9 protein-coding genes are annotated in these 13,155 nt (G+C 54.5%); 6 read left to right on the top strand and 3 right to left on the bottom strand.

Annotated elements, in window-relative coordinates; all coding sequences use genetic code 11:
* Window positions 1-9 precede the first annotated feature (9 nt).
* Window positions 10-3,351, top strand: a complete 3,342-nt coding sequence (locus PSR63_RS15860; RefSeq protein WP_274326655.1) for an efflux RND transporter permease subunit — start codon at window positions 10-12, stop codon at window positions 3,349-3,351.
* A gap of 66 nt (window positions 3,352-3,417) precedes the next feature.
* Complete coding sequence (locus PSR63_RS15855; protein ID WP_274326654.1) at window positions 3,418-4,128, top strand: potassium channel family protein; 711 nt, start codon at window positions 3,418-3,420, stop codon at window positions 4,126-4,128.
* Here PSR63_RS15855 and PSR63_RS15850 read toward each other — a convergent pair.
* Complete coding sequence (locus PSR63_RS15850) at window positions 4,099-4,926, bottom strand: class I SAM-dependent methyltransferase (protein WP_274326653.1); 828 nt, start codon at window positions 4,924-4,926, stop codon at window positions 4,099-4,101. The two genes, PSR63_RS15855 and PSR63_RS15850, sit on opposite strands and share 30 nt — an antisense overlap.
* Window positions 4,927-5,049: 123 nt before the next feature.
* On the opposite strand from PSR63_RS15850, the gene PSR63_RS15845 reads away from it, so the two are divergent.
* Entirely contained in the window at window positions 5,050-6,498 is a 1,449-nt protein-coding gene (locus PSR63_RS15845) for a sulfatase family protein (protein ID WP_274326652.1), read from the top strand.
* Between the two features lie 86 nt (window positions 6,499-6,584).
* Here the strand turns inward: PSR63_RS15845 and PSR63_RS15840 are convergent, their stop codons facing one another.
* Both PSR63_RS15840 and PSR63_RS15835 read right to left on the bottom strand, forming a co-directional pair.
* The gene (locus PSR63_RS15840; protein ID WP_274326651.1) at window positions 6,585-8,318 is read right to left on the bottom strand and encodes a hypothetical protein; all 1,734 of its coding nucleotides are present in this window, start codon (window positions 8,316-8,318) and stop codon (window positions 6,585-6,587) included.
* Between the two features lie 40 nt (window positions 8,319-8,358).
* The gene (locus PSR63_RS15835) at window positions 8,359-9,369 is read right to left on the bottom strand and encodes a YybH family protein (RefSeq protein ID WP_274326650.1); all 1,011 of its coding nucleotides are present in this window, start codon (window positions 9,367-9,369) and stop codon (window positions 8,359-8,361) included.
* A 277-nt stretch (window positions 9,370-9,646) separates the two neighbouring features.
* Between PSR63_RS15835 and PSR63_RS15830 the strand changes: the two genes are divergently transcribed.
* From PSR63_RS15830 to PSR63_RS15820, 3 genes are all read left to right on the top strand, one after another.
* Window positions 9,647-10,198: a sigma-70 family RNA polymerase sigma factor gene (locus PSR63_RS15830; RefSeq protein ID WP_274326649.1), complete on the top strand. Its 552-nt coding sequence runs from the start codon at window positions 9,647-9,649 to the stop codon at window positions 10,196-10,198.
* On the top strand, window positions 10,195-11,532 hold the full coding sequence (locus tag PSR63_RS15825) for a FecR domain-containing protein (protein ID WP_274326648.1): 1,338 nt from the start codon (window positions 10,195-10,197) through the stop codon (window positions 11,530-11,532). Before PSR63_RS15830 ends, PSR63_RS15825 begins: the two co-directional genes overlap by 4 nt.
* 110 nt (window positions 11,533-11,642) lie before the next feature.
* Window positions 11,643-12,980, top strand: a complete 1,338-nt coding sequence (locus PSR63_RS15820; protein WP_274326647.1) for a sulfatase-like hydrolase/transferase — start codon at window positions 11,643-11,645, stop codon at window positions 12,978-12,980.
* Window positions 12,981-13,155 lie beyond the last annotated feature (175 nt).

Genomic DNA, 13,155 nt, shown 5'->3' with positions numbered 1-13,155 from the left:
GGTCGACGCATGTCTCGTTTCTTCATCTATCGTCCGATCTTCGCAACCGTCATTTCGATCGTGATCGTACTGGCCGGTGCTGTGGCGCAAACGACGCTTCCGGTTGCCAAGTTTCCCCAAATCACACCACCCACCGTTCAAGTCACCGCCTTTTATCCGGGTGCGAATCCACGGGTGATTGCTGAAACGGTTGCGGCCCCGATCGAACAAGAGGTCAATGGTGTGGAAGACATGTTGTACATGTCTTCCAGTTGTGCGGATGACGGCTCCTACACGCTGAACGTAACGTTTGAAACCGGCACCGACATGGACATGGCGACGGTGTTGGTGCAAAACCGCGTTGCCATCGCCAATTCCAAGTTGCCTGAAGACGTCAGGCGTCAAGGGGTCACCACCAAGAAGCAGTCTACGCAAATCGTGCAGTTCATCACGATCACTTCCGAAAACCCCTCGCATGACAGCCTGTACCTGAGTAACTATGCAACGATCAATCTTCGAGACCAGTTAGGCCGAATCAAAGGCGTTGGCTCGCTCAGCATCTTTGGTGCGGCCGACTACAGCATGCGTGTCTGGCTGGATCCAACGAAGTTGGACGCCAGAAATCTGACAACCGCGGATGTCCTGGCTTCCATTCGAGAACAGAATGTTCAAGTGGCCGCTGGTCGCGTTGGTGAGCCGCCCACCTCGGACAATACGGCCTTTCAAATGGTGATCAATACTAAGGGTCGCTTAGAGGAAGCTTCGGAGTTTGGGGATCTAATCATCAAAACCGGCGGTCAAGGGTCAGGGATTACCCGGCTCCGAGATGTCGCGACGGTGGAACTTGGTGCGAAGACCTACAACTACCAGGCAACCACGAACGGTACCCCATGTACGGCCATCTCAGTGTATCAACTGCCAGGAGCGAATGCGTTAGAGCTTTCCGCGAATATCAAAGCCAAGATGGACGAAATGGCTGTCAATTTCCCGGAAGGCGTGACGTACGCGATTCCCTTCGACACCACACGATTTGTGGAAGCCTCGATTGCCGAAGTGTACTCCACGCTATTTGTTGCCGTGCTTCTAGTCGTGCTGGTGATCTTTATTTTCCTCCAGGATTGGCGAGCTACCCTGGTCCCCACCGCCGCCATTCCCGTGGCTTTGATCGGTACGTTTGCGGTGATGGCAGGCCTAGGTTTCTCGATCAACATGCTCACGCTGTTCGGCGTGGTTCTGGCGATTGGGATCGTGGTGGACGATGCGATTGTCGTCGTCGAAAACTCTACCCGACACATCGATAGTGGACTTTCATCGAAAGAGGCAGCGGTCAAAGCGATGGATGAAATCACCGGCCCTGTGATTGCCACCACGTTGGTGCTATTGGCCGTGTTTGTTCCAACAGCATTCATGGGTGGAATCGTCGGACAGATGTACCGGCAATTTGCCCTAACCATCTCAGCCGCGGTGGCCATCAGTACGATCAACGCCCTTTCCTTGAGTCCAGCGCTGTGCGGGCTACTCCTTCGACCAAGTGAAGAAACAAAGCGACGCGGCGAGTTTATACCTCGTACCGTGATTGCCCTTCTCCTGGCAATTTTTGCCTGCTGGTTGGCCTATCGCTTCCTAGCGGGGATGGGCATGACCTCCTGGGCTGTTGCCATTGGTGCCCCAATCGTTGCGGCACTTGGCGGCTGGTTTTGTGCCGCGTTTCTCAACGGATTGCTGCGAGGATTCTTTAACGCATTTAATTATGTCTTCGATCATACGACTAGCGGTTACAAAGGAATCATCGGAGCCTTGGTGCGAAGAATTGCGGTCGCTGTGATTCTCTTTTTCGTACTGCTGGGACTCACCGGGTATGGACTTCAGTCGATCCCAACCGGATTCGTGCCACTGGAAGATCAAGGCTACGCATTCGCCAACATTCAACTTCCCGATGCCGCCTCGCTTGCGCGAACCGAGGAAGTTCTGAAAGAGATTGATACCATTGTCAGTGAAACGCCCGGCGTCGCAGACTGGGTCTCCATTTCGGGGTACTCGATTCTAAGCGGGACCGTCGGGTCCAATAGCGGGCTCGTGGCGATCGTATTCGAGCCCTGGGAAGATCGTCAAACGCAAGAACTAAGCCAGGAAGGCATCCTGGGGAATCTTCAAAAGCGCCTTTCTGAACTGAAGAAAGCCAACGTGGTAGTCTTTCCTCCACCTCCGATTGACGGTCTGGGAAATGCCAGTGGTTTTCAGATGCAAGTTCAAGACGTGGGCGGCGCAGGCATGACGACCTTGCAAAACATCGCCGACGAAATTGTTCGCGACGGGAATGCCCAGTCAGGCCTCACTCGCGTGAATACAACCTTCCGCGCTGATGTTCCACAGCTCTATGCCGACATCGACCGAACAAAGGTCAAGAACCTAGGTATCCCCTTGAACTCTGTCTTCGAGACCATGCAGACCTTTATGGGTTCGGCATATGTGAACGACTTCAACAGGTTTGGCCGTACCTGGCAAGTCCGTGTCCAAGCGGATCAAAATTTTCGAATCAAACCCGAAGACCTCCTGCGTCTGAAAGTCCGAAATGATAAAGGCGAAATGATTCCGCTGGGAACCTTCACGACGGTCAAGCGAACGGTGGGCCCCCAGGTGATCCAACGTTATAACCTCTATCCGTCCGCTCAAATCAATGGCGAACCAGCACCCGGTTACAGCTCTGGCGAAGCGATCAACTTGATGGAGCAGATGGCTGCCAACAAGTTCCCCCGATCCATTTCGTATGAATGGACAGGCATGTCCTACCAGGAAAAGCTCTTGAGCGACTCGAAATCCCTTACCGAGAATCCGACGTTCATCCTGATGCTTTCGATCTTTTTGGTATTCTTGGTCCTTGCGGCGCAGTATGAAAGCTGGACAAGCCCACTGGCCGTTATCTCGGTCGTGCCCCTGGCGGCACTTGGGGTCGTGATCGCTCTTCTGTCGCGGGGGGCTGACAACAACGTCTATACGCAGATCGGCTTGGTGCTACTGGTGGCCTTGGCAAGTAAGAATGCGATTCTTATTGTCGAGTTCGCTGCCGAGCAGCGGCGTGATGGAAAAGGCCTGTTCGAATCGGCTGTGGAAGCAGCGAGCCTTCGTTTCCGGGCGATTCTCATGACGGCCTTCTCGTCGATCCTGGGCTTTTTGCCTCTGTTGATCGCATCGGGAGCCGGGGCAGCAAGTCGACAAGCCGTGGGTAATGCGGTCGTCGGAGGTATGGTCGCGGCTACGATCTTCTCACTTGGCTTTGTGCCATCCTTCTTCGTCATCTTCCGTGGACTGGGCGAACGCCTGGCAGGCTCGAAAGAAGAAGACACATCGACTCCGCCTGCTGCGGAGGTTTGATCCGTCCGCTACAATCGCCGGGTGCCGATAGTAAGTTATTAGAATCAAAAGTTGTGGGGGCTGGAGATGTCCGCGAAACTGACATCCGCGGAAAGGGGAGATGAGATTCGATTCTCAATTCTCCTGGCTTCGCTCATCATCGCCGTGGTCATCGCACCACTCTTGGAAACAACACGACTAGGAGACTTGATTCAACTCAGTTGTTTAACCCTCGTCTTTGTCTCCGCGGTCATTATTAATTGGAGGCACCGAACGAAACTCTCGTTATTCGCGGCTGCCGCAATCGTTTCTTTGGCGTTTCATTGGTGGGCCTTCTTTTTCCCCAGCGACGGCGCTTCCGCCCTAAGTTATGTCGCGAGTTTCTTTTTTCTCGGTTTCACAGCCGTAATTCTGCTCAAATCGATCATCACCCGAGGTGAAGTATCTCTCAACGAGATCCTTGGATCGATTTGTGTCTATCTTCTGTTGGGTCTGATGTGGGCGCTAGGATACGCTGGCTTGGTATTCTTTCAAGCCAGCCCCTTTGACATCCCCGCACCACCTGTTGGCGAAACGCCTGAGCATCATCCGACCTTAGCCACGTTGCTTTACTTCAGCTTTGTTACCATGTCGACCCTTGGCTATGGTGACATCACTCCGCAGACCGACTTGGCTCGGACGCTAACGTGGACGCAGTCGGTCACAGGCCAATTCTATCTGGCCGTGTTGGTGGCTCGCCTTGTCAGCGCGATGCCTAGACAGGATCGGTCACAAAGTTCCGAAGTCGTAGAGCAGTAGCTGCCCCATTCTTTTGAAGGGGGAGATACCACGGCTCAGCCGGAATGCGGTCCGCGACCAGAATCCAGCTCGCTTGACGAAGTCTGGTAGCCCGTTGGTGTTCTCCTCTTTCAATCTCAACTGCTGCACGGCGACTTCCAGTTTCCGGGGATCGTCAACGGCCCAATGCAACTTCTCTTGCGTTTGTCGCATGATGGGCAACTGATTCAACCACATCACACCCCATCGGTTGTAGGCGTCAAAGGCAATCTGTCCGGCAGAGAAGTGCGATACGATATTGGAAAGCAGCCTGGTTGCTTTCGCTTCGGAAAAGTAGGGCAGAACGCCTTCGGCTACCACGATCGTCGGCACATCGGAAGGGATCGCTTGTAACCAGTCGTCGTCCAGAATGTTCGCACCCAGCAAGTGGCAACCTGGCTGCTCCTCGTAGATCTTTTCGCGAAGTGAAACCACTTCGGGATAGTCGACTTCCCACCAGGCCACATCCTCACCAGGACTCAAGCGAGCCTGGCGGCTATCGAGTCCACATCCGAGGTGAACGACATTTGCCTGCCTGTTTTCCTGCAGGAATTCTTGCGTCCACAGGTCCAGCGCCTTTGCTCGAATTGCCAACGCAACAATCGCGTTATGCGAGAGCCTAAACCTAGAGAAGTTGAAATCGATCTGCTCCGCGGCCCTCGCCGCATAGTGATCATTCAAGATGGAATCCTGGAACTGACTTTCTAGCGCCTTGGCATGAAGCGTAATCAAAAGCGTCTTCTGCAGAGTCGTCAGCGAAATCGTATGTTTGGGATTCACGAAGAACCAGTTGGGAATCAGTTGGGTTTCGAGTACGATTGTTCCTACCCTACCTTAGCGTATTTGCTTACGCCGGCGACCCACGTCTCGCACGAAATCACCCCTTGTCTTTAAAGGTCTATCATGAATTTGATCACAAAGACGCTCCTCGCATGTTGCGTGATTCCCTTAAGTCTCATATCCGTAACCTACTCTCAGGCAGTCGAGAAATCGCAACCGAACATCCTGTTCCTCTTCACCGACGACCAGGCCCCCTGGGCGCTCGAGGCCTCTGGGCATCCTCACGCGGTCACTCCCAACATGGACTCCCTGGTCAAAGAAGGCGCTTACCTGACCAACGCGTTTACAGTGACGCCTGTTTGCAGTCCGTCGCGGGCATCGTTGATTTCTGGGCGATATGGCTCGGAACTGGGAATCACCGACTGGATTCACCCGCAACGCGAACCAAAACTCGGCCTTCCCACGGATACGACGACCTGGGTTCAGCTCCTGCAGAAGGCTGGGTACCACACCGGCCTGGTCGGCAAGTGGCACTTGGGAACGCCGGATTCGATGCATCCCACCAAGTTTGGCTACGACTACTTCATGGGCTTCCGCACCGGTGGCGCACCGACGAAGGATCCTACCCTGGAAAAGGATGGCAAGAACGAAAAGATGGAAGGTCTAACCACCGACATCCTGACGGACTACGCTCTCGAATTCCTCAAGAGCGCCCCATCCGACAAACCGTTTTGCTTGTCGCTGCACTATCGTGCTCCCCATACCCGATGGCTTCCTGTCGCCGAGGAAGATTGGGCCCCGTTTGCCGAACTGGATCCAACGATTCCAAATCCCGATTACCCGAACCTGGACGTCCCTCGCGTAAAACGCATGACGCGTGAGTACCTGGCAAGTGTCGCCGGGGTTGATCGCAATGTTGGTCGTATCTTGCAACTGCTGAAGGATAAAGGCCTCGACGAAAACACGATCGTCATCTTTTCCAGCGATCACGGCTACAACATGGGACACAACGGAATCTGGCACAAGGGAAACGGGCACTGGGTACTAACCAAGAACCCAAAGGCGACCGAGAATATTCCCAACGGTCAGCGTCCTAATATGTATGACAATTCAATCCGAATTCCTACTATCATTCGCTGGCCCGGTACGGTTAAGCCAGGCATCCGAATTGAACAGACGGTCTCCAATCTCGATTGGTTTCCGACGCTGCTGGAGATGGCCGGAGTTGAGATGCCATCGGACGTGAAAGTCCACGGCAAGAGCATCGTTCCGATCCTCCAAGGAAAGGATATCGACTGGGACAATGAATTCTACGCCGAGTACAGCACTAAGCATCAGTCGCACACTCACATGCGAATGATTCGCACGCCTGAGTGGAAATTAATTCGCGACTTCTTGAATGAAGGTCGCGATGAACTCTACCACCTGACCGATGATCCGGCAGAGGCGAACAACCTGATCAACTCCGATTCGCCTGAAGTTAAGGCAATCATCAAAGAGCTCGACGCAAAGATTCTCGACAACATGAAGGCGATCAACGATCCCGTCCTGGCTTCCGCTTCGTCGAAGTAAGTCACGCCTGATTGCCAATGGGAATCACGAAAAAAGGCGACCCGTGTGGGTCGCCTTTTCTTTTTGGCTAATTGGCACCAACCTAACTACTGAGCCGGTTGGGTACTATCTTCTTCCGGCTGTGGCAGTCGGACCATCAACCAGGTCTGGGTCTCTTGTTCGCCGAAATGGACCAAAGCGGTTGCTTCGTCCTTCGTCAAATTATAGATCCCCGTTTCCATGACAATGTCCTGGTTCTTGCCGTCTGCAAACTGCCAGGCAGCCCGCTGCGTCTTCTGATCGACCATTCCCTGAAGCGGTCGATCTTCGCCAGTGATATCGTTATAGAAAGTGCCTGCGATGATTCCTTCTTTACTGACGGCCAATTGCACCATCATGCCGGAATCAGTTGCCGATTCTTCCGCGATAGCGAAGACGCCTAGTGGCATCCACTCGACCGTTTCTTCATTCAAATCCTCAGGAACACTTTCGGCAATCGTGACCGCCTGGTTGTAGTACTGATCGGCCGAGGCGTATTGCTGATCGTTCACGTAGACGTAGTTGTCACGATAGACCACGGTAGTCCCATAGTCATACGTGTACGGCTGCGGCCACGCTGCCCAGGTAAACCAGGTCCCGAAAGTCGCCCAGGCTGCCGGTCGCCAGCACCAACCACTGGGATATCGATTCCAGTGGTTGTGCCAATGCCAACCATGATCGTGATGATGATGTCCACCATCCCACCAATCCTTGTTGAAGGGACGACGGTTATAGTCGAGATCTGCCCACTTGTTGCGGATGTTGTTGATGTTGTTTTCGCGATTATTGATATTCAAGTTGATGTTGTTGCGGTCACCACCACCGATGTTGATTTTGTCACCGCCACCAATATTGATCTTGTCGCCACCGCCAATATTGACGCCGTCACCACTTCCGGGGCGATTCGGGAAGCGATCGCCATCACCTGTGCCAGGACGGTTAGGGAAACGGTCCCCGTCACCTGTACCGGGGCGATTCGGAAAACGATCTCCATCGCCAGTACCAGGACGATTAGGCAAGCCACCCTCACCACCTGTACCGGGACGATTGGGGAAACCACCATCACCAGGCTTACCAGGCAAGTTGAGAAAGTCTTTCAAATCGTTATTGCTGGGACGTGAAAAGCCTGAGTCCCCGCCACCAGGACGAGTAAAGTTCGGCCGATCACCGGTGCTCGGACGATTGAAGTTCGGGCGATTGCCATCACCACTTCCAGGACGAGTGATCCCTGGGCGGTTCCCGCTATCGCCGCTACCAGGACGCGTGATACCTGGGCGGTTTCCACTGTCTCCGCTACCGGGACGTGTGATGCCAGGACGATTGTTGCTGGAACCACTTCCAGGCGTGGTAATGCTCGGCCGTGTCGTTCCCCCAGTCGATGGGCGGGAGATGCTCGGCCGTGTCGTTCCCCCGGTCGATGGGCGCGAGACGCTTGGCTTACTTCCGGTGGTCGGACGACTAATTGTCGGTCGGCTCGAAGTCGGTCGATTGACCGAAGGCGTACTAATCGATGGGCGACTGGTCGACGGCCGGCTTGTCGAGGGACGACTTACTGATGGTGAGGGGCGACTCACGGAAGGGCGGCTCGCCGATGGCGAGGGCCGGCTAACTGAAGGTCGGCTCATCGATGGGGTACGGCTACCGCCACTTGGCCGAGATATCGAGCGTCCTCCTCCGCCACCTCCACCGATCGATCTTCCTCCACCACCGCCGCCGCCACGACCACCGCGAGCGTAGGCGTCACCAACGACGAGCGAACCAATCATGACCGCTACAACGAGTGTCGTTACTTTCATTTTCATGAGACTATCCTTGCACGTTGAGTATGCGTTTTGAGTTGGTTTATTCGGCGGCTCGTACAATCGTGAACGTGTCGATACTGGGAAGTAGTTCCCCATCGACTTGGCGACCGATCGATTTGAATTCGATCGTATTTTCGTCCAAAAGGTCATAGATATTGGTCGACGATCCTCGGCGGCCGTCCGGCAGGACATTCAGTGCCTGGACCGTCCAACGACTGCCGGAATTCGACCAGCGACCGACGCCAAAACCACCATCGGAATCGAACGTCCACGAACGAATTGCGCCGATACTCGGGTCCCAACCAACGACCTGGGTCCCCTCGAAGTCGACTCGATCCTGAATGAACACGCGGAATGTACGGACGATGAAGTTACTGTTTGTTGTCCAGCGACCGGTGGTTTCGATCGTTATGCCTTCTTCGGCGTTGTCGACCCATGTTCCAATCATCCACTCGAGGGCCTGAAGCTTTTGGTAGTGGGTCGGTGGGGTCTCGCGAGGGGCGTCTTCCTTAACACTATCAATCCGCCATCCCTCCGCTGATTTTACGTGAATGGCCTCGTAACTCGTCTCGCTGGGAGCCTCGCCTTCGAGAATCACCCGGGCAATGCCCGTTTCGGAAGCCACGTGAGGAGAAAGCATCTTGATCTGCGTCTCAATCAACTCCAACTTCACTCCAGAATTCTCCGCGAAGTACGCCGTGAAATCTTCTTCCAAGGCCTTACGTCCCTTCAGGACATTGCCTGCTGGAGTGACAAACTCACCATTTTCGGTCCAATGCCCTGCTAAGGCCTTGGCATCTCCCTTATTGAATGCCTCGGCGTACGAGTCGACTGCCGCCAAGATCGCGGCTTCGTCTTCGGTCAGGACCAACTCAATTTCAACGATGGCCTCCCCCACGTCTGGAACTTCTTCGGCAGACGCAGGTGAAGCGTCTTCCTGTACCTCCTTCACTTTCTCTTCGTCAGCAGGAGCCGACGGAGTGGAATCTTGAGACCAACCTGGCCCGCACAGCAGCAGGGCCACCAAAAGACCCGAGAATAAGCGTTTCATGACGTACCTAGCCAATGCAAGATAGAGCAGTGCTTCCGAAATCACGGCGAAGAGATGTCAAAGTGACATAAAACTGCCACTTCCGAGTTATCAACCATCAAGATAACGGTCTCACAACAAGAAAACCACAAATCGAGGATTATTCACGCACATTTCACCACATCAACGATGAGTGATGAACAAGCGTTTCCGCAGAGAATGCTTCACGGGATTACAATCATTGTTGGGCTAATTTTTTGGCGTCAGATATGGTTTCTCTGGGCTGAAAGTAATTGCTATGGAATCGATCTCGCCTTCAACCTCGGAAGCTTCCGGGATTTCCCCCGACTTTGCCCAACACCTGATTGCCAGTCAGAGTGCCTTGTATGCGTTTATTGCTTCCCTAATGGGTGGCGTTTCTGAGGCTAACGACGTGCTGCAAGAGACCAACCTAAAACTTTGCAACAAGGCAAGCGACTACGATCCCGCGCAACCGTTTCTTCGCTGGGCGTACGTCTTTGCACGATTCGAAGTCATGGCCTGGCGAAAGAAGCAATCTCGGTCGCGAATTGTCCTCGACGATGAACTGGTTGCCCTCATCGCTTCCGACTGGGAAGGCACCGCCGGCGACTCGACTCAACAACTTGTCGCTCTCGAAGGATGCCTTGATAAACTGCCCCAACAGCAGCGCGATCTGCTCGACGCCCGTTACGGTCGCGGCGAAGCCGTGCAAGATATCGCCGCGCGTCAATGCCGTACCGAAAATGCGATGTCGGCACTGTTTTATCGCGTCCGCAAGTCACTGGCGGATTGCATCGAATTGGCCCTTCGTCGGGAGGCCTACGAATGAGTGATAAAAGCAAGTTCGTCGCACTTTGCAACGCGGTACTCGAAGGCCACGCAACCGAAGCTGAAGTTGCCGAATTTCAGGAGACCCTCCGAGACGATCCCGAGTCGCGTCATGCCTATCGCGAGCAGATGAAGATTCATGCCTACCTGACGTGGCAACACGGCCGTGCCGCGGTCGATGAGTCATTGGTCATTTCGGCGAAACCTGATGCACCCGTGGCACCTCGGTCCTGGAATGTCCCGTTTCTCAGCATGGCCCTCTCACTACTCCTCCTGGCCGCAGGTCTTACCGGGTGGTGGTTATCGTCATCCAGTGGCGTTCCGCTGGTTGTGATCTCCGCAACCGACTCGGAACTGGCCAAGGGAACCCGCATCCATCGCAATCTGATCGAGTTCAATGAAGGCTCCTTGAGGTTCCGTCTCGATTCTGGGGCAGAAGTCGAAGCGATTGGTCCCGTCAAGTTCGAGCTTGTGAGTGACATGTTTCTGCGTGTCACTCACGGTAGCATCACCGTCGACGTTGGAGATGACGCAGTCGGATTTCAGGTAGAAACCGCCGAAGCGCAGATTGTCGATCTGGGAACACGATTCGGTGTTTCCGTTCGGGACTCTGGCGAGACCGACGTGGTAGTCTTTGAGGGGGCAGTCGATGTTCATTCACCGCCTAAGAAGTCGAAACCTTCCAGTCCGATCGCGAACCTGAAAGAAGGCGAAGCGATTCGAGTCGACAAGGGAAGCGGTTCCCAACGACTAACGAGCGTTGTCGTACGAGGGGATCGCAACGAAGTTCTCGCCGGCAACAAAGATCCTGTCCCGGTGATCGTCGATATTACCGACAACGGAAAACACAAACGAAAGAATCGCTGTTACAGTGTGCGTGTCGGAGGATTGGGACCACCGACCAAGAGCTACGTGGGCCTTGGACTTCCGAAGTGGCGTCCCTTGGAGGGAAAGCGTTTCCCGGTTCCCATGCGTGGTGCCGATGTCGTTGTGATGTATTCCCAAGACCGATATCATCCCAACCTCGAATACTACGTCGAGCTTGCCGTCCCCAGTCGCTTGTTTGCTTGGCACGATGCACGCTTGAAAGCGCCTGACTGGCTAACCCAGGATTTTCAAAAGACGGACATGAAGCTAAGAAGCGGTCCGTGGGCTCCTTCCAATGATATTATTTCGAGTATTGAAGTATCGGACGGGGAAGACATCTATGTCGAATATGAAGTCTGGCAGCGTGACGTCCCTGCTGGCACCGTCACCCTCGGCGGCAATCACAACCGGTCCCGCAGCGTGCGATACGCCATGTATGGCTTTGCTGCCAAAGCCTTGGAAGAGTAATCTTTTCACAGGCCAAGTCAGATTATGGCTCTCTTGGCTGAAGACTCAAAATCCTTATCGCTTAACCATCCACTTTTCTCCCTGGCCGCTTGGTAACGAGAATTCCCCTCATGAAAACTCCCATCAGAACCTATATCGCCGCCACGTTGTTCGTGGCTATTGGTCTTCTTGCCACGAATGTATCGGCTGCGAGCAAAGATCCTGCAAAACCGAACGTGGTCATCCTTTTCTCGGATGATGCAGGCTACAACGAATTCTCCCTGCATGGGGCCGAACTCTTTCCCACACCACGCATCAACTCGATCGCGGCCAACGGGGTTCGCTTCACTAACGGCTATGTCTCTGGTACCGTCTGCAGTCCATCGCGTGCAGGGCTTCTCACCGGCCGGTATCAGAATCGTTTTGGACACGAGTTCAACATCCCACCCGTATATAGCGACTCGAATGGTCTGCCCCTTGAAGAAACGACCATCGCGGACGTGATGAAGCAGGCCGGCTACCAAACGATTGCCCTGGGGAAATGGCACCTTGGGTATGCTCCCAAATTCCATCCCATGGAACGAGGCTTCACCGATTTCTATGGCTTTCTGCAAGGGGCCCGAAGCTACTTCCCGCTTGAAAAGCCGACGCGTCTGAACCAGCTACTGCGTGATCGCGAGCCAGTGCGGCCCGAAAGCTTCGAATACATGACCGATGAATTGGCAATCGCTGCAGCGGACTACATTTCCAAGAGCGAAGATCGCCCGGTGTTCATGTACGTTGCCTTCAACGCGATTCATACGCCGAATCATGTTCTTCAATCCGATCTCGCTTCCCTCGGGGAAGATACCCGACAGGCCAAGCACCGAGCGATGACGATCGCCCTCGATCGCGCCGTGGGAACGGTCCTGGACGCGATCGACCAGCAAGGCATCAAGGACAACACCATTGTCATCTTCCTGAACGACAACGGCGGCGCGACCGGGCATGACAATACGCCCCTGCGTGGTAAGAAAGGTTCGGCCTGGGAAGGGGGCATCCGTGTTCCCTTTGTCATGCAGTGGCCCGCCAAGCTCCCGCGAGGCAAGGTCATCGACGAACCAGTCATCGCGCTGGACATCTTCCCCACAGTCATGAAAGCCGCTGGCGTTTCCCAGTCGCCGGGCCTGCCGCTGGATGGCACCGACCTGACTCCATTTTTGACCGGTAAAACCCAAACGGCACCGCATGACACGCTGTTCTGGAAAAGCGGTGCCAATTGGGCTGTCCGCGAGGGCAACCTGAAACTGGTCGTCGCCAATGGCGGTTCCGGCAAACCAGAACTTTACGACCTGAGCGAGGACGCCGAGGAAAAGATCAACATCGCCGCCCAGCATCCAGACCAAGTCAAGAAGATGGAAACGATGTACCAACAGTGGAAGAAGGACTTCCCTGCCCCTACATGGGGTGGTGGCCGTAAGAAGAAATGATTCCCAGAAGCGTCGCGGGTTCGCGTATCTTAGGCCGCGAACTTTCCGTAAGCTCAAGCGATTGCGATGATCTTATCGAGACCGCTTGAGCTATCTCGCTTAAGAACCGTAACCTCTTATTTACACTGATCTTTCGCCAAGGGGCAATGTGATCCCAAGCCCCTCTCACGGCTTC

The sequence above is a fragment of the Bremerella sp. P1 genome, assembly GCF_028748185.1.
Taxonomy (GTDB): domain Bacteria; phylum Planctomycetota; class Planctomycetia; order Pirellulales; family Pirellulaceae; genus Bremerella.
Note: the sequence above shows the minus strand (reverse complement) of the source record. Positions and strands in the feature narration are given on the sequence as shown.

What these genes read in the sequence shown, in the direction of transcription:
- PSR63_RS15830 (WP_274326649.1), top strand. Translation starts at nt 9,647, where the DNA reads ATGGAATCGATCTCGCCTTCAACCTCGGAAGCTTCCGGGATTTCCCCC.
- PSR63_RS15825 (WP_274326648.1), top strand. Translation starts at nt 10,195, where the DNA reads ATGAGTGATAAAAGCAAGTTCGTCGCACTTTGCAACGCGGTACTCGAA.
- PSR63_RS15860 (WP_274326655.1), top strand. Translation starts at nt 10, where the DNA reads ATGTCTCGTTTCTTCATCTATCGTCCGATCTTCGCAACCGTCATTTCG.
- PSR63_RS15835 (WP_274326650.1), bottom strand. Translation starts at nt 9,369, where the DNA reads ATGAAACGCTTATTCTCGGGTCTTTTGGTGGCCCTGCTGCTGTGCGGG.
- PSR63_RS15845 (WP_274326652.1), top strand. Translation starts at nt 5,050, where the DNA reads ATGAATTTGATCACAAAGACGCTCCTCGCATGTTGCGTGATTCCCTTA.
- PSR63_RS15855 (WP_274326654.1), top strand. Translation starts at nt 3,418, where the DNA reads ATGTCCGCGAAACTGACATCCGCGGAAAGGGGAGATGAGATTCGATTC.
- PSR63_RS15840 (WP_274326651.1), bottom strand. Translation starts at nt 8,318, where the DNA reads ATGAAAATGAAAGTAACGACACTCGTTGTAGCGGTCATGATTGGTTCG.
- PSR63_RS15820 (WP_274326647.1), top strand. Translation starts at nt 11,643, where the DNA reads ATGAAAACTCCCATCAGAACCTATATCGCCGCCACGTTGTTCGTGGCT.